This is a genomic window from Bifidobacterium sp. LH_491 (assembly GCF_056356495.1).
The window spans coordinates 1,813,674-1,839,687 of record NZ_JBKEUI010000001.1; the positions used below are offsets into that span (position 1 = coordinate 1,813,674).

Here is a 26,014-nt window from a genome sequence, read left to right on the forward strand (position 1 = left end):
CGGGGCAGTGACGACATTGATGAAAGGACCATATGATGAATCCACTTCACAAAGATACGGGCGAACACCTGTATGGCAAAACCCAAGACATCGGACCGATATGTCGGGCAATGCGCCGCATGCAAGCGTCAGCTGTCATGATGGACGCACGTTTGCGGCTGCTTACCGCAGAACCTGAGCGGGGCGCAGCCACCGCGGAATACGCGGTGGTGCTTATCGCAGCCACGGGTTTTGCTGCGCTGCTGGTCGGCATTATCAAATCCGGAGCGGTGAAAACACTCCTTACCGAGTTGGTGAAGAAAGCGTTGAGCCTGGGATGATGCGAGGGCCCATGCCGCGAAGTAGCGGCCAATGGCGTCGGCGGGTAACACATTGGTTTTCCGCCGACGCCGGCGCGGTTACCGCCGAATATGCCACGGTATTGCCATGCATCATCATGGTGATGGCGCTGGTATTGGCGTTGGGGCGGACCAGTGTAGTGATGATGGGATGCCATGATGCCGCCGCCAATGTGGCACGCGCCCTGACCGTCGGCAACAACGAAGAACAAGCATTGTCTACAGTGTCCCGCTCATCGGGAATAACAGTGTCTCTTGCCCGGCGAGAAGGCAGTATCGAAGTTGCGACAACATGTCCGGTGATTCCCGACCCGTGGCATGTGTTGCCGACATGGGTGCATGGTCGTGCGGTTGCGGTGACATCATGACCAGTCATGCGAGAGTCAAACGATGGATGCTGTCGATATTGCGCGCAATGCGTGGCGTACGCCAGTGGTGTTGCCGTGCGGATCATGGAGCGGGGACGGTTTCGGCAGTGGCGGGTATAGCGGTTGCCGCAGTGATGATGGCGACGATTGCGGCTGGCGGCAATGTGCTGCTCTGTCGCGAACGGGCCCGCGCCAGCGCCGATCTTGCGGCTCTTGCCGGAGCGCAGGCTGCATGGAATGGTAGCGCTGACCCATGCCTTGCGGCACAGGAAGCCGCGCGGTTGAATACGGCAACCATGCAGCAGTGCGTTGTGAACCATGGCGATGTGACGGTACAAGTGCGCGTGAGAACTGCCGTGCCATGGATAATCGCTTCAGTGTCTATGCGCTCGCGGGCTGGTCCAGTGCCTTGTGATGACGTTGATACCTTGTCTCACCGTGGCCATGTGTGAGACTGGCGGGCTGGAGTTTGCCTTGGCCGTTGATTACAGTGGCGGGTATGGTTATACGACAGTTCACCGTGGCCATGGTAGGCAATCCCGCTTCCGATAGGGGCAACGGCGCACGTATGAGCGCTGAAGTGCTTCGTATGTTGCAGCAGAAAGGTACGCGCCACGGGTTTGACGTATTGGATTTGACTGGCGTCAGTTTTGATGATTCACTCGACAAAGCCCGCGAATACCGTGCGTCCTACGATTTTCTTGTCGTTGTTGGTGGCGATGGCATGGTGGCATTGGGCGCGAATGCGGTTGGTGCCAGTGGTATTCCGTTGGGTATCGTCGCTATCGGTTCTGGCAATGATTTTGCCAGAGGTTTGCGACTGCCGGTGAATCGGTTAGATACGTCTGTGGAAGGTATTGTCAGTGCCATGCTGCACGGCAGCCATCTCGATGTGGATATGGGACATGTCACTTCCATTGCCGATCTTGCTGACACGGTGCCGTCGGCAAGTTCCGAACAGCATGGCTTGGTAACGGTGCCGCAACAGTGCATTAACCGATATTATGCGGGCATGCTGGCATGCGGTTTGGACGCCAGCATCAATGATCGCGCCAACCATTCTCGATTGCGTAACGGTTCCATGCGATATTTGCTGGCGGTATTGATGGAACTTCGACATTTGCGCCAATATGGCTACCACGTGCGGTTCACGCTGGCGGATGGCAGCGTTGAGGAGCGTGATATTATCTCGCCGATGCTGACGGTAGCGAATTCGCGTCATGTCGGTGGCGGGTTGGAAGTGTCGCCATATTCGCGCTTCAGCGATGGATTGTTGGATGTGGTGTGGCTGGAACGGATGCCCTCCGCGCGCGAGGTGGTGCAGGCGATAGCGAAAGTGCATGCTGGGCGTTTGCTCAGCTGCCGCATGTTCGGCTGGCAGCGAGTGCGTGACGTGGAGATCAGCCATAATCCTGACGGTGCCGCATTGCCAATATTGATGGCTGACGGTGAATATGTGGGACGCTGTCCGGTGAAGGTCACTGCGCAAGACTGTGCGCTACGTGTATTGGTACCTCCGGCGGTGGTGGAGTGTGAGCATGCGTATACGGATGACGCCGTGCAACGTCTGATTATGCGAGATGGCCGTGATCCGATTACTGGCAAATTCCTGTAGTGCGGGGTCGTCTGTATGGGGCGAAGTCGTCGCTATAGAGTTGTGGCTCGCACCGCCAAGCGGTGCGAGCCACAACTCTATAGACTATGAGACACGTGTATTATTCACCAACGTAGTCTTCGATGTGCAGCGTTTCCGCCACAATGGTGCGAATCTGCACGGTGCTGATGTCGGGGTTCATGCGCATCAGCGACACCAAGCCGATAATCAGCATAACCATGATTTCGTAAGCGTTGGTAATCTTGCGGCCGTGCAAACGTTCGAAATCACGCACTGCGGTTTGGCACATGAATTCTGCGATCTTATCTGCTGCGCGGTCAAGGAAGGCCAAGTACAGTTCGGCGTTGCCGCCGTTGATCATCTGCTCGCGGAACGGGCCATTGCTCCGTACGATGCGGCGCATCAGTGCAATCAGGTCATCTACGGCTTCGCGAATATGACCGACCTTGCGGTTGTTGTTCCAATCATTGAGCTGGTTGATGGTCTGCTGGATGGCGTCATCGAGAACGGCTTCTGCCACCGAGCTCTTGTCGGGGAAGTAGTGGTAGAACAGTGAACGGGTCATGCCAACGCGAGAAGCAATATCACTAACCGTGATGTGGGAAAATCCCTTTTCCATACAAATATCACGAGCAGCCTGTACGATTTCGCTGCGCCTGTTAAGGCCTGCAGCTGTCATTCTTGCTCCGGTACGCGGCATGGGTGTTCTCCTTGTTTTGTGCGTCTGGGTAACACTACGCAGGCGGTATATCGACCGCCTCTCCCTCTACTCGTAGCGAGCCCTTCTATCTGAATCGATAGCATTATATGGGTTTTTGTTGGTTCAGTCAAGAGATTTACTAGTTGTGTTGCATATATAATGTGAAAAATTTGCCAAGAAAATATAGGCATCCAATGAGTTCATGATTAATACAAGATATAGCGTAACATTTTCAAATCATGCTCCGCTGTAAGGATAAATTGGCCGTAGGCCCCATCGGTTAGGGCATAGGTCTCGCGGACGACGGAGGTCCCGAGCGTCACCCGTGCACGATTGGCGCACGGGCATACGCAGATGCACAAAACCGTATCTGGGAGTTTACCTATGAGATGAAGTTACAATCGCACAAAACGTATGATCGTACTTTTATGTGCATGACTTGGTCCACGTTAACCTTGCTAATGTGTTAGACCTTTCTCGTGGTGCAATACCCATGAAAAATGCCTGGCCCCGTAGCGTGGCTAATCGCCGACCTCATGAACTTGGACGAATCCTAGAGATAGTATCCAGCGGCTTTACGGGTGACTTCTTTGCCGTCTCATTTGACGTCATATACAGAAAAAGTCTCGATCGATTACTCGAACGAGACTTCTGACAAGTGCCCCCTCAGGGACTCGAACCCTGGACACGCTGATTAAGAGTCAGCTGCTCTAACCAACTGAGCTAAAGGGGCGTTGGTCATTTCTTGAGCCGAGTGATTACTATACTCAAAACTTGCTTGAACGCAAGAATCGGCGTGTCGCACGTGGGCCTTGTATGCGTGGGTACGTTATGCGTGAAGCAGGGTGCATATCCATGCACTGTGTTGGCGGCATGTTAAGTGTATGACTGTGCGTGGCACCGCAGATCAACCGGATTGGCGAATCGGCGTGCCTTGGCGATAGAGTGGACGCATATGCTGGTGGAGACTAGCGGATATCGTACGTATGGTGGCGCATATCAAGCATGGCGGTGTCGCCGTGTACATCGCTAAGTATCGGCATGCATCAGCGTGTGCATCGACTCATAGTGACTACGTCAAGTTCCGCCTCGGCCCGGCACGCATAACTCCACGTATGACAAGAGGCTCCCCGCAGTGCGGGAAGCCTCCGGCGCTTAAGCTCAGACATGGGAATGTCTGGAGTGGGTACGCAGCCAACTGCATACCTGTGCCGAATTACTCAGCCACGACCTTCACGGTGAAGGAAGCGGTGATCTCCGGGTGCAGAGCCACCGTAGCCGGGAATTCACCCGTGGTCTTGATGGTCTCGACCTTGATCGCCTTCGGATCAACGGCAGCCTTGCTTTCCAGAGCGGAAGCAATGGCATCGGCGGAGATGCCGCCGAACAGCTTGCCGGACTCGGAGACCTTAGCGGCGATTTCCACGACGGTGCCTTCGATGACACCCTTGGCGGCTACCGCATCCTCACGGGTGGCGACGGCCTTGGCCAGACGCGCGCGACGCATCGCTTCGATCTGAGCGGCAGCGCCCTTGGACCAAGCGAACGCCATGCCCTGCGGAATCAGGTAGTTGCGGGCATAACCGGACTTGACGCTCACCACGTCGCCGGAATGACCCAGGTTGCTAACGGTCTTGGTGAGAATAACCTTGGTTTCAGCCATGTCGATATCCTCCTTGTGCTCAGCGACCCGTGGTGGCGTACGGCAACAGAGCCATCTCGCGGGCGTTCTTAATGGCCTTGGCGAGCTCGCGCTGTTCCTGGACGCTCACGCCCGTGATGCGGCGGGAGCGGATCTTGCCGCGGTCCGAGATGAACTTGCGCAGCAAAGCCACGTCCTTGTAATCGATCTCGGTGACCTTGGCGGTCTTCAACGGATTCGGCTTCTTCTTAAACGGCTTGACCGGTGGTTGCGGCCTTTTACGTGACATGGGTGTTCTCCTTAACACTGATGATTGCTACAGACTGTATGGAAACGGTTTAGAATTCCGGTTCGTCGGAACCGCCACCGAAATCGCTGGTGCCGCCAAACGTGGTGAATTCATCACCGGCAGGGGCTGCGGTATTCCACGGATCTGCCGCAGGCGCCGCCATAGGCGCGGCAGGCGCTGACGGCTGCGCGGGCTGTTGGTATCCGGCACCGCCGGTATACGCTGCCGCACCGCCTTGGTATCCGCCGCCGAAACCGTCATTGGACGGGGCTCCGGCGAAACCGCCACGATTGTTCGGGTTGCCGGCGAAACCGCCGGTGACCTTGGTAACTTGCGCGGTGGCGTTGCTCAATGCCGGACCCATGTCGTCGATGAGCAGTTCGATCGAACCGCGGGCATCGGGCTGGGTCGGGTTGGGACGGCTTTCACGCAGACGTCCCTGCACGATCACGCGCATGCCCTTGGACAGGCTCTGGCTGATGTGCTGCGCCAAATCGCCGAACGCGACGCCGCCGATGGCAACGTGGTCGCCATCCTCCCATTCGCCCGTCTGACGGTTGCGCTGACGGGACGAGGCAATGACAAACACGCGAACGTACGCATTGCCGCTCGCTCCAGTGCGCAACTCGGGATCGGTGCCCAAATTGCCGATGATGGTGATGGTAGGCACTGCCATGACGTTACCTTCTTACTCCACACAGCTGTGGCTGTTATTACGACTTACTTGGCGTCCTTGCGAAGAATCTTCGTGCGGATCACGGATTCGTTGAGGTTCAGCACGCGGTCGAGCTCATCGCAGGTCGCGGGCTCGCACGCGAAGTTGACCACCACGTAGTTGCCTTCGGTCTTGCCGGCGATCTCATAGGCCAGCTTGCGACGACCCCAAATATCGATGTTGTCGACGGAACCGCTTTCCTTGGTGACGAGCTCCAGATACTGCTCGGTCAGCTTCTTCAGACCACGCTCATCCAGCTCAGGATCGGCAATGAACATCAGTTCGTACTTATGCGCAGACATCACCCACCTCCTTCGGACTTAAGACGGCTGCGGACGTTCCGCAGCAGGAGTGTGTATACGCGTGTGCCGGTTGGAACCGACACAACTTGACCAGAATACGCTGTGGCGGGGACTTTAGCGATGTGTTTCTTGGCGGGGTGGCGCGAGTTTATGACGATGGCCTGGGCGGAGCTTTCGACAACGATTTTGAGCAGGAGCTTGGTGCTTGCGGTGCTGCGTATCAGTGGCATCGCAATCGGGTGCGCGAACATTTGGAATTGGCATGTGGGAGCTTGGTCGGGATGTGGCACACCGTGCGCGGCGCTATGCCATGTCGCTGTTATATTGGTGGCAGAAGTTTGTGTGCAGCCTGAACGGCATGTGGTGTGGCGGGCTGGCATGCGTCCGATGCGTATGCGTCCATCACGTATGCGTGACCTAGGTGAAAGGCGTATAGATGTCGGCTATTCTTGAAGGCACTCCGGATAAGCGTCTGGCGTTGGTCACGGGGCGCGCATACCCTCAGCAGGCAGAGGAGACGGCGCAGTGCCTAGGCACTACCATTTTGGAGACCACCGCCTATGATTTCGCCAATGGTGAGATGTATATTCGTTTCACCGAGCCGGTGCGTGGTGCAGACGTATTCGTTATGCAGTCGCATACTGAGCCGATCAATACGTGGATAATGGAACAGCTCATCATGATTGATTCGCTCAAGCGTGCTTCGGCTCGTTCCATTACCGTAGTGGCGCCGTTTATGGGCTATTCGCGTCAGGATAAGAAGCATCAGGGGCGCGAGCCGATTACGGCGCGTTTGGCGTTTGACTTGTTCCGTACGGCCGGCGCTGACCGCATGATGACGGTGGACTTGCATGCCGCCCAAGAGCAGGGCTTCTTTAATGGCCCGGTTGACCATCTCACCGCGATGCCGGTGTTGTTGGATTATGTGCGTACCACTATGCCGCTGGAACAGGCCACGATGGTGTCTCCTGATGCCGGCCGTATTAAGGTTTCTGAACAGTGGGCGGCCAAGTTGGGCGGTCTGCCGTTGGCGTTTATTCATAAGAGCCGTGACATCACGCGTCCCAACCATGCCGAGGCTCACGGCATTATCGGCGATGTCGCCGGGCGTGATTGCATTGTGGTTGACGACATGATTGATACCGCCGGCACGATTTGTGAGGCGGTGCGCACGCTGCATGGCGCTGGTGCGCGTAGTGTGACGCTGGTGGCGACGCATGGTTTGCTGTCCGGACCGGCGATTGAACGTTTGCACTCCTGCGATGTGCGCGAGATTGTGCTGATGGACACTGTTCCGGTGCCGCAAGAGAAGCGCTTGCCCAACATGACGGTATTGTCGGTGGCGCCGCTGTTGGCGGCGGGCATCCGTAGCGTGTTTGAGTCCGGGTCGGTTTCGACTTTGCTCAACGGTTTGCCGGAAGATATGAAACCGCGTAATATCTATGCCTAGAAGTCAAGCGCTTAACCCGTGTGTCTTGTCTGGCATGCGGGAGTTCGGATAGCGTTGTCCGGATATGGCGTGAGCAAGGAGGGCTGAGGGGATGTCGCATCGTGTGACGCTGAAGGACGTCGCCGCTGTCGCTGGGGTTTCGGTGGCTGCGGTATCGCTGGTACTCAATGGTAAACCGAACCGTTTGAGCGAAGCGCGTCGTCGGCAGATTCTTCAGGCGGCTGAGTCATTGCATTATGTGCCGAATCAGAATGCTCGCAGTCTGGTGACCCGTCGGTCGATGCTGGTGGCGTTGGTGGTGCCCGATATCGAAAACATGTTTTTTGCTGCATTCGCCAAAGCGTTGGACGAGAGATGCCGTGCGGATGGGTATTCCCTGATCGTGGCGAACTCTGATGATGGTCGTGACCGTGAGCATGCTTTGCTGGAGCGCTTGGAATCGCGTGGGGTTGATGGTTTGATGTTGATTCCCGCCCGCGAATCCACTGGGATGGTGGATGTGTTGCGGGATGATGTGTTGCGGATGAGTTGTCCGGTGACGGTAGTGGATCGTTTATTGGATGTCCGGTGGTGCGATACCGTGGGATCGGACAATTATCGTGGCGGCATGTTGGCTGGAAATGCGCTGCTGCAGCAGGGGCATCGACGTGTCGCCTGCATTTCTGCGGCTGATTTGTCCAACAGTGCGAGTGACCGACGTGAAGGTTTCCTCGGGGCACTGCGCTCGGCGGGATTGGCCCTGGATCCTGAACTGGATATTGTGGGCGACTATCGTTTTGATAGTGGTTTTGCTGCGGCCGACCGCCTGGTGGAGCATGGTGCGACTGCGGTGTTTTGCTGCAACGATTTGATGGCGTTGGGGTGCATGATGCGTTTCGTGCAGCGTGGTGTGTCGGTACCGTGTGATTGTTCCGTGATTGGATACGACAATGTCATTCATCGGCGGTTGGGGTTGGCTCCGACGCTGGCGACGGTTGACCAGCATATCGATATCTTGGCCGATAGGGCGTATGCGCTGATGCGCCGGCGGATGGATGAGCCGCAGTCGGAGCGGTATTGGTTTTCCGAGCCGGAACACATCGTGGTGAAACCCTCGTTGGTAGAGCGCGAGAGTGTTGGGGCTGTGGCGACTGATCGGTGAAGGCGGGGTTGGGCAGGCAAATACTGCCCATGTTGCTAGACGGTATGTATATTTTTCTGTGCTTTTGGGGTAGTTGGCATTGGTGATATTGACATATTGTATAAAATAGGCAACACGCGGGCTGGTTGTCGGCTGGGGTGAAGTGGGAGTGGCGTTCGAATGCGTTGGGGGAAGACGTGTTGCATAGTGTCGGGGCGCTGTGAAGTATGGCTCGGCGAAATATGTTTCATATTGCAGCAGCATTGCGCATGGTGTATGATACACCAGTGTACCAATATGGAGGCATGCAAAATGCAAGTTCTTCATAAGCGGTATGCCTATCAACGTTGAAGGCGCTGAAGTATCGATGAACACTCGATGAGGAGATACAGTTGAGCAAAAGGGTAAGAAAACAGTTGGCGGGTGGCGCGATTGCCTGCGCGTTAATCATTGGTGGCGGAACGGTGTGGGCTCAAGCGGCGCCGATTACGGAGGGCATGCAGCGTGTGGTGTCAGCCGCAACCGCAGCCTCTGAGTACACCGCTCTCGAAGTGGCCTCCATGCCGACGACCACTATCTATGCGGTAGGGTCGGCGTTTGATTCGTCTGGATTGGTCATCAATGGTGTGAAGGCGGACGGCGGCAAGCAGAAGCTGCAATCCGAGGAGTACACCCTGTCGGGATTCAACTCGAACACGCCCGGTTCATCGAGGATAACGGTGAGCCTCGTCACGGACGCCAAGATAACCACTACGTTCTCCGTGGCAGTGGTGGATACCAAGGTGCCAAGCGACAACATGCTGACGAACGGAAGCTTTGAAAGCGGTACTCCGCAGGGCTGGGATGTCACGTATGCCGTTGGGAGCGGAGCAAATGTCGTGGGACAGAACACCAATGGCGTGCAAAAAAGCAATGCGCATGAGGGCTCTTATGGGTTCAATTTTTGGGACAAGGAACATTTGACCCAGGCAAGTGCGGAGCAGACGGTGGGTAATCTGCCCAAGGGATGGTATGAGTTCAAGGGGTATGCTGAAGGCAACGCAGGTGAGGCATCGGGAACAATATATGCCAAGCCGACGAAACAAGGCAAGGTGTCAGGGAAATTCACTGGCTGGACGCATGATGTCAACTTGGCCGGTGGTGAACAATGGGATGAGGCGTCTACTCGATTCTATTGGGGCGGCGGATCCATCGCCTTGGGTTTCAACGTCACTATGAAGACAAAGGGCGGATGGGTTGCGTTTGATGATTTCTCGTTGACCCGAACCGCGCCGGCAAATGAAGTCACCGGCATAGTGGCATCCGCCGTGAAGGATACCTACACCGTAGGGGAAACGGTCAAGCAATCTGGTTTTGCCGTGCGCAAGGTCATGAGTGATGGAACGACGTTCCGCGCCGCTGACAACGAGTGGACGCTGTCGCCTGTCGACACCTCCTCGGCCGGCAAGAAGGACGTGACTGTATCCTATGCCGCCAAGCCGGAATTGAGCGCAACAACCAGTGTGACGGTGGTGGAGCCCCAGGACTATTCGCGTATTGCCAAGCTTGTGATTGCGTCGCTTCCGGAACGTTCCACGATTCGCGTGGGTCGTGACCTGAACGTACGCGGGCTGGTGGTTGCCGGCTATGACACAAAAGGCAATTACCAGGGAGTGGTGCCCGGAAGCGAGTACACGATCTCAGGATTCGATGGGTCACGTGCAGGCAAGCAGACCGTCACGGTGACGCTCAAGGCTAATCCAAAGGCGACGGCTAGCTTCGATGTTTCGGTGGTGGAGCCTCAAGGTGTGTACACCATCACTGATCTGACACAGTCAAGCGGCGACGGTGTGGTAACCGTCAAGCAGGGGGCGGCGACGGTGGACCTGACTAAGGTAGCCAACGCCAATACGGTGACTATTGCCAAGAATGTTGCTAGCGCTGGTTTGACTTCCCTGACGTTTGCGGAGCACGCCGGATCGGTATTGGATGTGACCGTAGAGGATCGTGCGTTGGCGCAGGAGAGTTCGCCTACGTTGACGTCTGTGACATTCCCGCAAACGTTGGATACGCTCACCGTAGGCAAATCGGCATTCTTCCAGTATGCTTCCCATGGCGCCACGGCGTTGAAGACCGTGGTGTTCCCCGAACAGGTATACGACTTGGTGCTCGGCGGATCTTCGTTCCGCCAGGATGCGCAAACGGTGGCTACGTTGGCCACGGTGTCCTTCCCTGAGTCTGCTCATGCGGTAACTATTGGGGAACAGGCATTCCGTCAAAAGTTTGGGACCGAAGGGGCATTGCATCATGTGACGCTGCCGGGATCCGTCGGGTCGCTGCATCTTGGATATCGTGCTTTCTCCGCAAGCCCGAGTTACCGTGCATCCGGCGGTGTGCAAACCATCTTCGTCAATGGTGATGGCGTGACCAAGCCTTCGGGCAGCACTGTGGGTGATCAGATTGCGTTGAATGGCTCTCCCACATACCAGCGTGCAGTATCGTGGAGCTGGTCTGGCGCTGCGACACTGGCCGAGGCGTTGGGCGTTGCTGCCGATCAACTGCCGGGCGATATTCAGGAGGCTGCGCAGTCCAGCCCCGGTCACTCCTTGCGGTATGACGGCAATGATGCGGACAGCACGGTTCGAGCCACCGGCGTGCCTGCAGGATCGGGATATGTGCCTACGACCGTTGGTGCCGCGACCATGTGGTCGCAAACGGTGACCAATGTCGCTCCGGTGCGTGCGGGCTATACGTTTGCCGGTTGGAACACGAAGGCGGACGGCACTGGTGCTCAGTATCAGAGCGGCGACACCATCGTATGGCAGTCGGACACTGAATCGTCTGTACTATACGCGCAGTGGAAGGCGGATCCCTCCACGGTGACCTTTGACGCCAATGGTGGTGTTGGTAATGCGGATAAGGTGCAGGGCGAGACGGGCTCTATGTTTACGCTGCCGGACGCTTCGGCATTTACCTACGCTGGCCGCACGCTGGCTGGTTGGAGTGCCAATGCGGATGGTACGGGCATGGTATATGCGCCTGCAAGTATGCAGCCGCTGCCTGCGGGCAATGTGACGTTCTATGCGGTATGGCAAGGCGGCACGCAAAAGCCTGATAATACGCCGTCGCCAGAAGAGCCTCAAGCCCCCGCCGAAAAGCCTGTGAATAATACGGACAAGTCGGAGGCCAAGAAACCTAATACCACCGTAGCGCGCACTGGTGCTTCAGTGGCCATCATTGCCGGATTGGCGATATTGGGGTTCCTGGGTGGCAGTGCCATTCTGGCCCGCCGTAAGGCCGAATGATGATGCGGCGTGCAGTAGTTGATGGGCCGACAGATAATAAGGAGTTTGAACAGATGACAACCACAATGCAAGGTGCTCGCCGGGGCTGGCGCGCCATAGCCACCGCCGCGGTGGCGGCCATGTCGGTATTGGCGTTGGTTAGCGGTCCCTCGGCCATCGCCGATGTGACAAGCGGACAGCCGATGACCGCGGATGAAGTGCTGGCCAAAGACAAGCAGGCGTTGCTGGATACGGGCGTATTGGATTTGCATGCGCCGCAGCAGGCCACGGTGCTGACACCGGACCAATTCCAATCGACGGATACCAATTCGGCGATTGTTCGCTTGGACAACGACAAGATTGCCTTCATGGTCAAGGATGCGAGTGGCAAAGAGCAGCCATTCCTGCCCATGGCTTCGGAAACCGGTTTCTGGGACAGCCGCTCCTGCGGCGGCGTATATGAGCATCGAAGCGATAAGCTGTTTTCGTGCGTAACGGCGAAGCAAAGCCCGTTCTACAAGGACGGCAATTACGAAGCCGGTATGAAGGAGCTGTTCCGTCAGATGAAGCAGGACTATGGTTTGAACACCGTGCAGATTACGGTGAACTGGGCGGAGTGGGATCGCACCACCGATCCGAATAACCCGAAGTTTGATTTCTCCGTTATGGATGATTTGGCCAAATGGGCTGGCGAGGCCGGCTTGAAGGTATTCTGGGTGCTGTTCTTCCATGTGCAGGTGAACATGCCGTCCTATGAGACGGGATACCGCCCCGATGGATATCCGGCCGACGAGGCAAGTCAGACCAAGAAAACCGTGTACAACCTGGCCGATGAAGGTAACTTCAGCTATGGCATCCAGTGGGGCAACGGCAATGATCGCACTGTCAAGGAGTACACGGATGCAAAGAACGATAACTCGGCGACCCCGGAATTATATCCGGAGTATTGGCAGCCCACCATTCACAAGCAGCTGATGACCGCTTTGAGCACCATCGCCAAGCATTACCGTGACAGCAAGGAAGTCATCGGCTATCAGGTGGGCAACGAAGAGGGTGTCTGCGGTGGTACCGATTACAACTACCGTGACAATTTGAATACGGCGAATCCTTACTATCAGGCGATGTACAAGCTGTGGCAGGAGAAGACCGGCAGCACGAACTACACGCAGTTCCGCAAGGACCTGGGACTCGGCGTGTGGCAGACGATGGTCGCGGCCATGCGTGCCGAGGATCCGTACAAGGTGCTGACCACCAACTTCCAGTCCAGTGACGTGGACAAGCTGGGTGGCAACATCTCCGGTGGACAGGATCTGAACTTCTACCGGGACGCCGGTCTGGATCTCATCGCCCCGATGTATTACGGCGGCACCGAGGGGATTCGTGCCAACGTCGACAGCTACTATGGTTCTTCCGATCATGACATCTCTGCAGTGGCACAGGAACTGCCGGGCTTGTTCCCGTCCGAAATCGGAGTGAGCTGGGATCGCGGGCCGAATACGCAAAGTGATATTTTGGATACTTTGGCGCGCGGCGGCATCGGGTTTGGTCTGTACTCCTTCGGAGAAATGCAGGCACTGACCAAGGATATGAAGAAGACCGTGAAGAGTCTGCTGCAGATCTTCAACGCCTATGAGCAGAATCTGTGGTCGTCGCAGCCCGTCGGTGCGCAAACCACCCGCAATCTGCACATGGCCAGTAACGACGCCAACATGACTCTCACTACGTTGGAAACTAATAATCCCGATGTGACGATGGGATTGATGTGGCGCGATTACTACAATGGAGGGGCCGGTTCTGCGGCTACACGCAGTGTGACCGTCACGGCTAAGCAGGCCGGCACCTATCAGGTGGAAGCCATGGTGAATGCGAACGCCGACAATGCAAGCAGCGTTGCGGCACAAACATTTACCGTCCAAGCTGGAGGTAGCTTCACCTTTGATGGCATTTCCATGGATGATTACAGTGCTGCGGTGCTGAAGATCACCAAGGTCGCCTGATACGGCCATCGTAGAGGACTGCCGCCGAAGCCCGAGGAGTGGATCGGGTTTCGGCGGTTTTTGTATGTTTTGCGGGGCAAGTGTGTCTGTGCGCGAGGCGCTGGTAGGGGTTATGCGTTACGGTGGAGGCAAGATCGGTCGGACGGTGCGCACAGGTCGTAAACATTGCGCGCTGGTGCCGGATGATCGTCACGCCAAACAACACGTTGTGGAAGAGAGCGAAGAATACTGTGGATTACTCACTGATGACCAAACTCGCCGCCGAATTCGTCGGCACGGCATTGCTGCTGGTGTTCGGCAACGGCGCGGTGGCGAATGTGGAATTGAAGAACACCAAGGGCCATCATGCCGGATGGCTGACGATCGCCATGGGCTACGGTTTTGGCGTTATGTTCCCCGTGTTGATGTTCGGAGCGGTGTCCGGTGCGCATATCAACCCCGCCATGACCTTGGCGCAGGCCATTAACGGTATGTTCCCGTGGAACGAAGTCTTGCCGTACATCGTTGCGCAGCTGCTGGGCGCGTTGGTTGGGCAGCTGATTGTATATGTCACCTACTATCCGCATTATCGCGATACTGAAGAGCGGGACGCGATTTTGGCGACGTTTTGCACGACCGATGCGGAGAACGACAAGCTGAACTACTTCGTCAACGAGTTCTTCGGGACGTTGGTGCTGGTGCTTGCGGCGCTGTGCTGTCTGACCATGCCGTGGGGCGAGAAGACTCCCGCTGCGGCGGCCATGGTGGTTGGCTTCGTGGTGTGGGGCCTGGTTACGTCTATGGGTGGCCCGACTGGCCCTGGTCTGAATCCTGCTCGTGATTTGATGCCGCGACTGCTGCATGCCTTGCTACCGATTCCCAACAAGGGTTCGTCTCGTTGGCATGAGGCGTGGATTCCGGTGGTGGCCCCGATTGCAGGTGCGATTGTGGGCGTGGGTATTTATCACTTGGTGTTTGCCGTGTAAGACAACGTGTGCAGTTTATGATGGAAGCGGCTGGTTGACCGATGGACGACCAGCCGCTTATTGCTAAGGAGCGAGTATGGGCAGACCGCATTGGTGGCAGGACGCGCGGGGGCGACGCCGCATGGTTCGGTGGTTGCGCCGTCGTCTGCGGCATTGGGGGCGAGGTGTAGCGCGGTGGTGCACGCGGATATGGCATGATGTGGTGGCGGCTATGCGTCCGGCTCGAGGTAGGCGGATTAGTGCTCGCACGTATGCGATTCGGCGTCTGGTGGTGCTGGTGGTTGCCGTGTGCGTCATTGCTGGCATATGCTTCGGGGGCATGCGGTTGTTTGGATTTGGTGGCGAGCCGGTTCAGGCGCGCCCGACTGCTGTGACGCAAGAGGCGACCGGTGATGCCAAGTCTTCCCATAAGGCCGGTGGGCAAGCTGATACGCGGTCTGGCGATGGGCGGTCTTCGGACAAGCAGGAGGGCAGGCGGTCCGAGGCGCAGGACGACGGTTCGCAGGGGAGCGCATCGGCCGATAGCATCCAGGAGCGTGAAGGTGCTACGGGTAATGTCGATGCCACGGCAGACAAGGCCTTGCAAGACTTGGGCGCCCCTTTGGATGATGCGACCCGCGCAGCTATCTTGTCGAAGGCCCGGCAAACGGCCGTGGCTTCGGGACGGACACCTGTGCAGTACACCTATTGCGTCATGACCAAGGGGAATGTGGGCGATACGTCGGCTTTTGCGGCAACTGTATACCGCACGCTCAACGATCCGCGCGGGTGGGCTCGCGCAGGCGCGACGTTCGTGCAGGCCGGCGAAGGGCAATCCTGCGACATGCATCTGGTGCTGTCGGCGCCGGAATATATGACTTCGTTCGCCCAAGGGTGTTCGGCCGAATACAGCTGCCGGGTGGGCGATGATGTCATCATCAATGTGAAGCGGTGGAATGGCGGCGTGCAGGCGTGGTTTTCGGCGGGCGGCACGTTGGCGCGATATCGCCAAATGGTCATCAATCATGAGGTTGGGCACAGGCTCGGGCATTACGATAATGAACAAGTGTGTTCGGGAGCGGGCAATCCCGCGCCGTTGATGCAGGAGCAGTCCATGGATTTGCGTGGTTGCACGCCGCAGGAATGGCCGTTGGACGAGGAGTTGTGGATCGCGTCATGACGGGTAGGTTCGCGCCCACGCCGTCGGGGCGGATGCATGTGGGCAATATGGTGGCGATGCTGGCGGCGTGGTTGTCTGCCCACGAACGCGGTGAATCGATGGTGCTGCGTATCGAGGATGTGGATGGTCCGCGTGCCGTGCGCGATGCCGATGCGTGGATTATGGATGATTTGGCGTGGTTGGGCCTTGAATGGCAAGGCGAGCCCATGTATCAGTCGCAGCGTGGGGAGCGTTATGCCGAAGCGCTTGCGTGTGTACGCGAATGTACCGGTATGCTGGACGCCGATATGCCGTTGCTGTATCCCTGCTGGTGTTCGCGGGCGGATATTCGAGCCGCTAGTGCGCCACAGGAGGGTGACGGTGCGGTGGTGTATCCGGGAACCTGTCGTTGTCGTGCCCTGCGGTTGGGGAGTCGCGTGTGGGAACGGGCTGAGGTTGAACCGCGATGTGCGTGGCGGCTTGCCGTGCCGGAACCTGATGACAGTCGTGCGGTGATGCGGTTTACGGATGTGGTGTTCGGGTCAATCGCGGTAGACATGCCGGCGGCGGTAGGCGATGTGGTGCTGCGCCGTTCGGATGGAATCGTGGCCTATCATCTTGCCGTGGTCGTGGACGATCTGGATATGGGCGTTACGGATATTGTGCGCGGACGTGACCTGCTCAACGCGTTTGCCGTGCAGCAATGGTTGCGGGAGTGTTTGCGCGCCGGTGGGTGGCGGATCGCGCCAGTCGTTGGTGATGCCGCTGGAGAGCGGTCTGACGGTGAGATCCCGGACAGATTGTGCGATGCATTGGCGCCTACGGTGTGGCGGCCTCGCGCGGCGCATATCCCGTTGATTGACGATCGGGACGGCCGGCGGCTGGCGAAACGCAACCGTGACGTCGACATGGGCCAGTTGCGCGAGCGGGGCGTGAGCCCGGAACGCGTGCTCGGCGCGTGTGCATGGCTGCTGGGGCTTATGGATGAGGGGCAGTTGCCGCAAGCCATGTCGTTGGATGAAGTCATCGCGCGATTTTCATGGGATCGGGTGCGTGCCCGGCGTGATGACCGGGTACTGGACGACGCGGTGTGTCGTCTGTTGGAGATGTAATCGGCGATAAAGCGAAGGCGGAGTGTCGGGTATGCCGTAGACGTATGCCCACGGCGGTCAGGAGGTAGACAAGTGGCGGTAGCCAGCGAACACACGACGGTACAGAATCTTGCCGAACGTCTCGCCGTCAGCGAAGTAACTGTGGAACGTGCCCGGACCATTGCGGACAATGTGAGCCGCGTGCGCGAAACTGTGGCGCTCGCCGCGCAGGAATCAGGTCGTTCGGCGCAGGATGTGACGCTGCTGGCCGCGAGTAAAACGCGCAACGTCGGGGAGATTATGGCGGCTGTGGATGCGGGTATTCGTGTATTGGGAGAAAACCGTCCGCAGGAAGTCGTTGCGAAAGCCGAAGCGTTGCGTCAGGCCTGCGAGGAGCGGGGGTTGGATTGGGGATCGCAGGTGTCCTATCAGCTCATTGGCCAATTGCAGGCGAATAAAATCAACAAAGTGTTGCCGGTTGTATCGACGGTGCAGTCCGTGGACAGCGCGCAGTTGGCGCAGCGTCTGGCCAGTCGTGCCGTGATGCGCGGCATCACCGTCAACGTCATGCTGGAGGTCAATGAATCCGGCGAAGAAAGCAAATCCGGGTGTGCTCCCGATATGGCATTGGATATCGCGCAGCATATCGGCATGCTGGATGGGATTCATCTGATCGGGTTGATGACCGTGGGTGCCCATACGGACGACGAGCGTATGGTGCGTGGTGGTTTTGCTCGGTTGCGCCAGCTGCGCGAACGCATTATGGCGTCGGGGGCGGTCGGTACCCAGGATTGCACCGAACTATCGATGGGCATGTCATCCGATCTGGCGTGGGCCATTGCCGAAGGTTCCACCATGGTACGTATCGGTACGGCAATATTTGGCGCTCGCGAATATCGGTAGGCTGGCGATACACTGAGCCTCATGAGAATCGCACGTTTTTCATATGATGACATGCCGCGGTACGCCTTTGTGCAAACCGACGAGCAGGATGGCAAGGATTATCTGGTGGAGCTGGACGGCTACCCGTTGAGCGGGCAGCAGGTGCAGCCAACGGGGAAGCGGTATGCGCTGGACGCTGATGGTGTGCGGCTGCTGGCTCCGGTGATACCTTCCAAGGTGTACGGTTTGGCCCGCAATTACGAGGCGCATGCGCAGCACATGTTCGAGCAGGGGCATGGCGATTCGCCGCATGCGCCTGAGGATATGGTGATTTTCAGCAAGCCGAGCACCAGCGTGATTGGCCCCGATGATGCGATTGTGCTGCCCGCGTGCTCGCAGAATATGAATTTCGAGCCCGAGGTGGCGGTGGTGATCGGTCGTATCGCCAAGCATGTGTCGGTGGACCAGGCGATGGAGTATGTGCTGGGCTTTACCTGCGTCAATGATGTGACGCTGCGTGATGTGCAGGATAATGATCCGACGTGGACGCGTGCCAAGGGATTTGATACGGCATGTCCGCTCGGGCCGTGGATTGAGACCGACCTGAATTGGCGTGACGCGAAGATTGGCTTCCGTCTCAATGGCAGCAAAGTCGAGGACGCCAGTGGTTCGACGGCGAATCTCATTCATGGCATTCCCGAGCAGATTGCCGCGATTTCCAGCTTTGCCACGCTGCTGCCAGGGGATGTCATCATGACCGGCACGCCGCATGCCACGGGGCGTTTGCGTCCCGGTGATGAGGCCGTGGTGTGCGTGGAAGGTATTGGCGAGCTGCGCAATGTGGTGGTGGCCGATCGCTGAGTCTTTTGCGGAATGGTTGTCGCTGGCTATGGTCGGTGGACTGTCGGAAACGCCGTATCGAAAGGGTATGCATCCCCGCTGGTACGGCGTTTTTCGTAGCTGTTGCAAAAGTTGAGTGTGGTGCACTCAACTTTTGGGAATAAGGTGGCTAATATGGATGTTGTTCATAACAGATGACGGACATGCCCCTGATGATCGGGGGCGGTAACGGAGGATGATATGGAACAACAATTCACCACCATGGCGCAGGAAGCCATTGCCGACGCCGTAAGCAGCGCCGCCGCTGCCGGCAACGCCCAAGTCGAACCGTGGCATTTGCTGGATGCGTTGCTGCGGCAAAGCAACGGTGTGGTTCCGGCATTGATCCAGGCTGCGGGCGCCGATCCGCAGGCCATTGGAGCCCGCGCGCGCAATGCGTTGGTGGCGCTGCCCAGCGCCGCAGGGTCAAGCACCATGCAGCCGCAGGCCAGTAGGCAGCTCTCCGCCGCATTGGTGAGCGCCGAAGAGGCCATGCGGGATATGGGCGACGAGTATGTCTCCACCGAACATCTGTTGATGGGGTTGGCCAAGGCCGCTCCCAGCGAAGTCGCGGATTTGCTGCGGTCCAGTGGCGTCACTGCCGAAACCCTCGCCAAAGCCATCCCATCGGTGCGGGGCAGTGCGAAAGTCACCAGTCCGGACGCGGAAGGTGCGTATAAGGCGTTGGAGAAGTTTTCCACGGATCTGACGGCCGCCGCCAAGGAAGGCAAGCTCGATCCGGTGATTGGCCGCGATGAGGAAATTCGACGGGTGATTCAGATTCTGTCGCGGCGCACCAAGAACAACCCCGTGCTGATCGGCGAGCCGGGCGTGGGCAAAACCGCAGTGGTGGAAGGATTGGCGCAGCGCATTGTGGCCGGCGATGTACCGTCGACGCTGCAAAACAAGCGGGTGATCAGCCTTGACCTGGGTTCGATGGTCGCCGGCAGCAAGTATCGCGGCGAGTTCGAAGAGCGCCTCAAAAGCGTGCTGGGCGACATCAAGCAGTCCGATGGACAGATCATCACCTTCATCGATGAGATCCACACCATTGTCGGGGCGGGCGCGGCCGAGGGCTCCATGGACGCGGGCAATATGCTCAAGCCCATGCTGGCGCGCGGCGAGCTGCGGCTGATCGGCGCCACCACGTTGGATGAGTATCGAGAAAACGTGGAGAAGGATCCGGCGTTGGAGCGTCGTTTCCAGCAGGTGTTCGTGGGCGAGCCGAGCGTGGAGGACACCATCGCCATCCTACGTGGTCTGAAGGAACGCTACGAGGCGCACCACAAGGTCACCATCGGCGACGATGCCTTGGTCGCGGCCGCCACGTTGAGCAACCGGTATATTTCCGGTCGTCAATTGCCGGACAAGGCCATCGATTTGGTGGACGAGGCGGCGGCCCATCTGCGTATGGAGCTTGATTCCAGCCCTGAGGAAATCGATGCATTGCGCCGTAAGGTCACGCGCTTGGAGATGGAGGAGATGCAGCTGTCGAAGGCGGAGGATCCCGCTTCGCGCGACCGTTTGGAGAAGCTGCAGTCCGATGTGGCGAGTACGCGCGAGCGGCTTGCCGGCCTGCAGGCTCGATGGGAGTCGGAAAAGGCCGGGCATAATAAGGTAGGCGATCTGCGTGTGGCATTGGATGCCAAACGTGTGGAGGCCGACAAAGCCACCCGTGAAGGTGATCTGGAGAAAGCCAGCCGCATTCTGTACGGTGAGATTCCGGCAATCGAAAAGGAGTTGGAGCAGGCGCAGCGTGAGGGTGATTCCCAGGAAGCCGAAGCGGTGGAGCCGATGGTGCCCGACCACGTGGATGCCGATTCGGTGGCGGGTATTGTCTCCGAATGGACCGGTATTCCCGTGGGGCGCTTGATGCAGGGCGAGAACGACAAACTGCTGGCCATGGAAGATTACCTTGCCAAGAGGGTTATTGGACAGCGCGAAGCCATCCAGGCGGTGAGCGATGCGGTGCGTCGTTCGCGTGCCGGCATCGCCGACCCTAATAGGCCTACCGGTTCGTTCCTATTCCTTGGCCCTACGGGCGTGGGCAAGACGGAACTGGCCAAGGCGCTGGCGGATTTCCTCTTCGATGACGAGCGTGCCATGGTGCGCATCGATATGAGCGAATATATGGATAAGGCGTCGGTATCTCGGTTGATCGGTGCCGCGCCTGGGTATGTCGGTTATGAGGAGGGTGGGCAACTCACCGAGGCTGTGCGGCGCCGTCCTTACTCGGTGGTGTTGTTCGATGAGGTGGAAAAAGCGCATCCCGAAGTGTTCGATGTGCTGTTGCAGGTGTTGGATGACGGTAGGCTGACCGATGGGCAGGGGCGTACCGTGGACTTCAAGAACACCATTCTCATCATGACATCGAATTTGGGTTCGCAGTTCCTGGTGGATCCGAGTATGGATGCGCAGGCGAAGACCAAGGCGGTGATGGATGCGGTGCACATGCAGTTCAAGCCGGAGTTCATCAACCGACTGGACGAACTGGTGGTATTCCACCCGTTGACGCGCGAGGAGCTGGGCGACATCGTGAACATTCAAGTGGCGCAGGTAGGCGAACGTTTGGCGGAGCGCCGCATAGTGCTGGAGGTGAGCGATAGCGCCCGCCAATGGCTAGCGGACACCGGATACGATCCGGCCTATGGCGCGCGTCCCCTGCGGCGGTTGGTGCAGCGTGAGGTCGGCGACCGGCTGGCACGGATGCTACTGGGTGGCGGCGTGCATGACGGTGACCATGTATCGGTGGGCTATGACGGTGGCGAACGGCTGACGCTGCGCGCGCAGGCTCGCGAGGCCGAACATGGCGCGGCAGGCGGCGGGTCGGTCGCGGCTCCCGAAGAATCCTCGGTATCCCAAACGCGGTAATGTCGGGCGATCTAAGGCGGTGTGCGCTGGTTGGGGCTACGCTCTGCCGGCGCACACCGCCCGTTCGTTGCGGCGGCTGGCGGCGGGTCGGCCGGGGTATCTATGGCCGACGGCGTTTCATCGTCCACACCCTGCATTGTAATAGAACATATGTTCGATAATGTCGTGGTGTTCATCGTCGTGATACTGGTTGTGGCGGCACTCGCCGTTGTCGCGGGTGTGTTGATGGGGCGCTCGCAAGGGGCGTCGCAGTTGCGGGCCGAGCAGGATCGTGCTCGTCGGTTGGAATTGGAATTGCGTCAGGAACTGGCGACAAGTCGTTCCCAGGTCGACGGGTTGGAGCGTCAGTTATCGTTCACTGCAGAGCAGTTGGAACGCGTGCGGCAGGAGGAGGCACAGCGTGTGCAGCGCGAACGTGAGCGAGAAGCCGAGCAGGCGGAGCGTCGTCGGGTGGAGCAGGAGCAGTCGTTGCGTGAGCAGGGCAAGGTGTTGGCGGCATTGGCGCCCGTGCAGAAGAATCTTGATGCCTTGCAGCAGAAGGTGACGCAAATCGAGGAGGGACGCAAACTCGAAATGGGCCAGTTGGGCGCGCAGCTCAAGGGGCTGAGCGAGCAGCAGTCCCGGTTGGATAGGGAAACAATGTCCCTGTCGGCAGCCTTGCGGGACAATAAGGTGCGCGGCGCATGGGGCGAGGCGCAGTTGCGCAATATCGTGGAGTCCGCAGGGTTGTTGGAGCATGTGGACTTTGATACGCAGGTGGTGGTGCAGGCTGACGGGCGTCAGCTTCGCCCGGATATGGTGGTGCATTTGCCGGGCGGCAAAAGCATTCCTATCGACGCCAAGGTGCCGTATGCGGACTATCAGCGTGCGTGCAGCATCGCGGAAACGGGGAGCGAAGAGGAGCTTCGTCAGCGTGCCAGCCTGCTCCAGGCGCATGCCAAGGCGTTGCGCGAGCATGTGAAGACATTGTCGGATAGGGCATACTGGCAGGCGTTTGCTACGGCGCCCGATTTCGTCATTGCCTTCATTCCCAATGAGGCGTTGCTGCAAGCCGCGCTGCAGGTCGACCCCACGCTGATGGATGATGCTTTCGCACATAAAGTGGCGCTGACCTCGCCGGTGACGTTGTGGGCGGTGCTCAAATCGGTGGCGTATGCGTGGCAGCAACAAAGCATGACCGATGATGCCAGGCAGTTGTTCGACTTGTCGCGTGAGTTGTATGAACGCTTCGCCAAGCTGGGCGAGAATGCCGTCAAGCTTGGTTCGTCGCTGGGCCGCACGGTGACCGCGTACAACCAGTTCGCGTCATCGCTGGAATCTCGTTTGTTGGTGACGGCTCGCAAACTACAGAAAATGGATCCCAGCAAGGTTATCGGCCAAGTGGAGTTGCTGGAGGGCGACAAGCATGCGATTCGGTCGCTGCAAGCGCCCGAGCTGACCCAATCTATTGCCGATGAAGATGGTGATCGCAGCGGCGGTGCGGCGGCGCAGGATGCGCTTGCTGGCCTGCGCTAGCTTGGCTCGGTAGTGGTTACGGTAGGCTGAGTCACATGGTAGAAGAGCAGACTTTTCGTCCCACGGGTGTGCGTCGAGACGGCACCCCGACAGCTTCGCATGCAGCATCAAACACACAGGTGGCATTCGCTATGCTCGAACCGCGGGAGCAATTGCGAAGTTTGTTGGCCACGGAGCTCGAAGGAAAGCCTTTCAGCGAATTATTCGGCGTGACGATGGACCATCGTGGTGCCGGCGTCATGGGTCATCTCCTGTTGGATACCTTGGAGGAACAGGGGTATTCGGTCGATGACTTCGATGCGGTGGGCGCACTCACCGCAGCCGCCGTGCCAGTGGTATCCGCGTTGGTACATGCCGCGGCCTCGCGGGGTGAGGACTTGGACGGCTTTCTGATGGACTTCGTATACCCTTCGACCAAGGGACCCTCGATTGCCGGCAAACGAGTGCTGTTGGTGGATGCCTGGCTCTCCGAAAAGTCATATGTGCAAACATCGTCATTGGTCACATTGCGCAATGGCAACGAGTTGAACCTTGACTTTGGCGTCGTGCAGGCGCAGGGGGCGAGCGTGGTGGCCATTGCGTCGCTGATCGGTGGACTGGATGCCACGCAGGATCACATCACTGTGGTGAATCCGGTTACCGAAGCATCGTCGCAGGTGCCATTCATCTGCGTGTTTCAGGAGTCGGAGCTTCGCGCAAAGACCGACGTCGATGCAGGTAGCGATGCGTGAGCCCAATCCCATTACGGCGGCAGCGAAAGCTTCCGGTGAGCCGATATTCCGCGAAGTTGGCGTAGGGCCATGGGAATGCACGCACCCCGGTGAACCGCGTCCGGACGATTCTCGGTCCGACAACTACGATGAACGCTATGATCCGGTACTGCTTGATGAAGGCGATCGGCGCAATGTACTGGATCGGTATCGCTACTGGACGGTACAGGCAATTCGCGACGATTTGGACCGTCGTGGACGTCATGGTTTTGAGGTGGCGGTGGAAAACTGGACGCACGATTTCAATATTGGCTCCATGGTGCGTACGGCCAATGCGTTCACCGCTCATACCGTACATATTGTCGGTCCGCATAAGTGGAACCGCAAGGGCGCGTTGATGACCGAGCTATACCAGCATGTCGAGCACCATCCCTCCATCGCCGCGTTGGTGGAGCAGTGGCGGGTCCGGTGCGCCAGCGAAGTGGACGCGGCTCAACGTCGGATGCAGGATGCGGCGCAACGCGGCGATTGCGCGATGGAGGAACAGGCGCGGCAGGCCGTGGAAGAATGGTCGCAGGCGCGCATTATCGCGCTTGATATCGTGCCAGGGGCCGTGCCGTTGGAAACCTACCGATTCCCACAACGGTGTTTGATGCTGTTTGGTGCGGAAGGTCCCGGATTGAGCGAAACCGCATTGCAGCTGGCGGATGACGTGGTGTACATCAGCCAGTTTGGTTCGGTGCGATCCATTAATGCGGGTGCTGCTGCGGCGGTGGCGATGCACGCGTGGATTGCGCAACGGGCGGCATTGCCGCGATAAGCGTTCAGACCTCGATAGCCAGGCCTTAGGTGCAGGTCTCGATCGGCTGACCTTGATTGTGTGCGCCACGATTGGCGCACGATGACCGACGGGCTTCAATCGGTGGTTGTGACGGACGTGGGTATCGGCGAATCTTGATCGCTGGTTCTCGATGGACGGCACACGCAGGGCATACATGCGTTACAAGCATCTTGCGCTATGCTGACAGCATGATTGAGATTGACAATCTCACCCATCATTTCGGTGAGTCTACGGTGTTGAACGACGTGAGCTTTACCGCATTGGATGGCCGCGTGACGGGCTTCCTTGGTCCCAATGGTGCAGGCAAATCCACCACCATGCGTGCGTTGATGGGTTTGTTTGCTCCAGAGTCGGGGCGCGCAGTATTCGATGGCAAGCCACTGGTATCACTGCGTTCGCCGATGACCGTAGTGGGAGCGGTGCTTGATCCCAGGTCCGCGCATCCTGGACGTACCGCTTACGCGCATCTCGAATCGCTGGCTTTGATGAATGGATTGCCTCGGCGTCGAGTAGGTGAAGTGCTGGAACTTACTGGATTGGGAGGTGTGGCGAAACGCCGGGTCGGTACGTTTTCTTTGGGTATGAATCAGCGCCTAAGCATTGCGGCGGCGTTACTGGGGAATCCCCGTCATCTCGTGCTGGACGAGCCCGTGAATGGTTTGGATGCCGAAGGGGTTAAATGGGTGAGGGAGTTGTGTCGGTATTACGCCTCGTTGGGGCGTGCGGTGTTACTGAGTTCCCATGTGATGAGTGAAGTGGCGCTTACGGCCGATGATTTGGTGATTATCGGGCGCGGCACGATTTTGGAACGCACGACGGTCTCCCGATTTGTCGCTCAGCATTCGCGGCACACTTCGCGTATTGTCACACCGCAGCCGGAGTTGCTGCACGCTATATTCTCTAAGTCGCCGCAGGTGTCCATCGAAGCACTGCCGCGGCAGACGTATGATCCTCGGGATGGTCATGTGTTCAGAATCCGAGGTGCAGATATGTGCAGGGCGTCTCGAGTGTTTGCCCAGGCTGGGCTGGTGGTGTACGAGCTGGTTGAGGAACGTGCATCGTTGGAGGAGGCTTACATGGAGCTGACGCATGAGCAGACGCAGTATTCGTCGGTGTCATTGACTGTGGATATTCCGAGCGATGCATTTAGCGGGTTGCGTGCCGATGAACCTAATAGAGGTAGGGCGTCTAATGGGTCGGTTGCCGCACCGGATGAAGCGTCGGATGCTGTGGGCGCCCATGCGTCTAGGCAGACGTCCAGTAGTATGACGAGCAATGCGCGTGCCGGTGGACGCCCACTGTCAATGCCCCCCGCTCCGCCTT

Annotated in this window: 22 protein-coding genes, 1 tRNA gene and 2 pseudogenes; 19 read left to right on the forward strand and 6 right to left on the reverse strand. The window is 58.2% G+C overall.

Going from position 1 to position 26,014, the window contains the following annotated elements; all coding sequences use genetic code 11:
* The first annotated feature begins 110 nt into the window (after positions 1–110).
* The 4 genes from AC1AWK_RS06885 to AC1AWK_RS06900 are packed head-to-tail and all read left to right on the forward strand — an operon-like array spanning position 111 to position 2,321.
* Positions 111–320, forward strand: a complete 210-nt coding sequence (locus AC1AWK_RS06885) for a DUF4244 domain-containing protein (RefSeq protein ID WP_476569682.1) — start codon at positions 111–113, stop codon at positions 318–320.
* 11 nt (positions 321–331) lie between these two features.
* Positions 332–706 (forward strand): TadE family protein, encoded by a 375-nt coding sequence (locus tag AC1AWK_RS06890; protein WP_476569262.1) that lies wholly within the window; start codon positions 332–334, stop codon positions 704–706.
* Positions 703–1,158, forward strand: a complete 456-nt coding sequence (locus tag AC1AWK_RS06895; RefSeq protein ID WP_476569264.1) for an Rv3654c family TadE-like protein — start codon at positions 703–705, stop codon at positions 1,156–1,158. Before AC1AWK_RS06890 ends, AC1AWK_RS06895 begins: the two co-directional genes overlap by 4 nt.
* 47 nt (positions 1,159–1,205) lie before the next feature.
* A complete protein-coding gene (locus AC1AWK_RS06900; RefSeq protein WP_476569266.1) occupies positions 1,206–2,321 on the forward strand; it encodes a diacylglycerol/lipid kinase family protein in 1,116 nt (371 codons plus the stop codon).
* Positions 2,322–2,421: 100 nt separating this feature from the next.
* On the opposite strand, the gene AC1AWK_RS06905 is transcribed toward AC1AWK_RS06900, so the two are convergent.
* The 6 genes from AC1AWK_RS06905 to rpsF form a co-directional block, all read right to left on the reverse strand.
* Complete coding sequence (locus AC1AWK_RS06905) at positions 2,422–3,000, reverse strand: TetR/AcrR family transcriptional regulator (RefSeq protein WP_476569268.1); 579 nt, start codon at positions 2,998–3,000, stop codon at positions 2,422–2,424.
* A 680-nt stretch (positions 3,001–3,680) separates the two neighbouring features.
* A tRNA-Lys gene (locus AC1AWK_RS06910) sits at positions 3,681–3,754 on the reverse strand.
* 483 nt (positions 3,755–4,237) lie between these two features.
* Complete coding sequence (rplI, locus tag AC1AWK_RS06915) at positions 4,238–4,684, reverse strand: 50S ribosomal protein L9 (protein ID WP_476569270.1); 447 nt, start codon at positions 4,682–4,684, stop codon at positions 4,238–4,240.
* A gap of 19 nt (positions 4,685–4,703) precedes the next feature.
* Positions 4,704–4,952 carry a 30S ribosomal protein S18 gene (gene rpsR / locus AC1AWK_RS06920; protein ID WP_476569272.1) on the reverse strand — a complete coding sequence of 83 codons (249 nt, stop codon included), beginning with the start codon at positions 4,950–4,952 and terminating at the stop codon, positions 4,704–4,706.
* A gap of 49 nt (positions 4,953–5,001) precedes the next feature.
* Positions 5,002–5,628, reverse strand: a complete 627-nt coding sequence (ssb, locus tag AC1AWK_RS06925) for a single-stranded DNA-binding protein (RefSeq protein ID WP_476569274.1) — start codon at positions 5,626–5,628, stop codon at positions 5,002–5,004.
* Positions 5,629–5,672: 44 nt separating this feature from the next.
* Positions 5,673–5,969, reverse strand: coding sequence for a 30S ribosomal protein S6 (gene rpsF, locus AC1AWK_RS06930; protein ID WP_476569276.1), 297 nt, complete (start codon positions 5,967–5,969; stop codon positions 5,673–5,675).
* A gap of 436 nt (positions 5,970–6,405) precedes the next feature.
* On the opposite strand from rpsF, the gene AC1AWK_RS06935 reads away from it, so the two are divergent.
* The 15 genes and pseudogenes from AC1AWK_RS06935 to AC1AWK_RS07005 all read left to right on the forward strand — a co-directional run.
* Positions 6,406–7,419 carry a ribose-phosphate diphosphokinase gene (locus AC1AWK_RS06935; RefSeq protein ID WP_476569278.1) on the forward strand — a complete coding sequence of 338 codons (1,014 nt, stop codon included), beginning with the start codon at positions 6,406–6,408 and terminating at the stop codon, positions 7,417–7,419.
* A 91-nt stretch (positions 7,420–7,510) separates the two neighbouring features.
* Complete coding sequence (locus AC1AWK_RS06940; RefSeq protein ID WP_476569279.1) at positions 7,511–8,560, forward strand: LacI family DNA-binding transcriptional regulator; 1,050 nt, start codon at positions 7,511–7,513, stop codon at positions 8,558–8,560.
* A gap of 371 nt (positions 8,561–8,931) precedes the next feature.
* On the forward strand, positions 8,932–11,823 hold the full coding sequence (locus tag AC1AWK_RS06945) for a bacterial Ig-like domain-containing protein (protein WP_476569281.1): 2,892 nt from the start codon (positions 8,932–8,934) through the stop codon (positions 11,821–11,823).
* Positions 11,824–11,876: 53 nt separating this feature from the next.
* Complete coding sequence (locus tag AC1AWK_RS06950; protein ID WP_476569282.1) at positions 11,877–13,799, forward strand: hypothetical protein; 1,923 nt, start codon at positions 11,877–11,879, stop codon at positions 13,797–13,799.
* A gap of 230 nt (positions 13,800–14,029) precedes the next feature.
* Complete coding sequence (locus AC1AWK_RS06955) at positions 14,030–14,764, forward strand: MIP/aquaporin family protein (RefSeq protein WP_476569684.1); 735 nt, start codon at positions 14,030–14,032, stop codon at positions 14,762–14,764.
* 76 nt (positions 14,765–14,840) lie between these two features.
* Positions 14,841–15,923 carry a DUF3152 domain-containing protein gene (locus AC1AWK_RS06960; protein ID WP_476569284.1) on the forward strand — a complete coding sequence of 361 codons (1,083 nt, stop codon included), beginning with the start codon at positions 14,841–14,843 and terminating at the stop codon, positions 15,921–15,923.
* Complete coding sequence (locus AC1AWK_RS06965; protein WP_476569285.1) at positions 15,920–17,014, forward strand: glutamate--tRNA ligase family protein; 1,095 nt, start codon at positions 15,920–15,922, stop codon at positions 17,012–17,014. Before AC1AWK_RS06960 ends, AC1AWK_RS06965 begins: the two co-directional genes overlap by 4 nt.
* 72 nt (positions 17,015–17,086) lie before the next feature.
* A complete protein-coding gene (locus AC1AWK_RS06970; protein WP_476569287.1) occupies positions 17,087–17,896 on the forward strand; it encodes a YggS family pyridoxal phosphate-dependent enzyme in 810 nt (269 codons plus the stop codon).
* 21 nt (positions 17,897–17,917) lie between these two features.
* Positions 17,918–18,736, forward strand: coding sequence for a fumarylacetoacetate hydrolase family protein (locus AC1AWK_RS06975; RefSeq protein WP_476569289.1), 819 nt, complete (start codon positions 17,918–17,920; stop codon positions 18,734–18,736).
* Positions 18,737–18,955: 219 nt separating this feature from the next.
* On the forward strand, positions 18,956–21,625 hold the full coding sequence (gene clpB / locus AC1AWK_RS06980) for an ATP-dependent chaperone ClpB (protein WP_476569291.1): 2,670 nt from the start codon (positions 18,956–18,958) through the stop codon (positions 21,623–21,625).
* A 150-nt stretch (positions 21,626–21,775) separates the two neighbouring features.
* Positions 21,776–23,140: a DNA recombination protein RmuC gene (locus AC1AWK_RS06985; RefSeq protein WP_476569293.1), complete on the forward strand. Its 1,365-nt coding sequence runs from the start codon at positions 21,776–21,778 to the stop codon at positions 23,138–23,140.
* 35 nt (positions 23,141–23,175) lie between these two features.
* Positions 23,176–23,871, forward strand: a complete 696-nt coding sequence (locus tag AC1AWK_RS06990; protein ID WP_476569294.1) for a type I phosphoribosyltransferase — start codon at positions 23,176–23,178, stop codon at positions 23,869–23,871.
* Positions 23,864–24,332 (forward strand): annotated as a pseudogene (locus AC1AWK_RS06995) (RNA methyltransferase); the annotation flags it as partial. The gene AC1AWK_RS06990 and the pseudogene AC1AWK_RS06995, both read left to right, overlap by 8 nt.
* A 53-nt stretch (positions 24,333–24,385) precedes the next feature.
* Positions 24,386–24,670 carry a TrmH family RNA methyltransferase gene (locus AC1AWK_RS07000; RefSeq protein ID WP_476569686.1) on the forward strand — a complete coding sequence of 95 codons (285 nt, stop codon included), beginning with the start codon at positions 24,386–24,388 and terminating at the stop codon, positions 24,668–24,670.
* A gap of 209 nt (positions 24,671–24,879) precedes the next feature.
* Positions 24,880–25,884: pseudogene (locus AC1AWK_RS07005) on the forward strand (ATP-binding cassette domain-containing protein); the annotation flags it as partial.
* Positions 25,885–26,014: the final 130 nt, after the last annotated feature.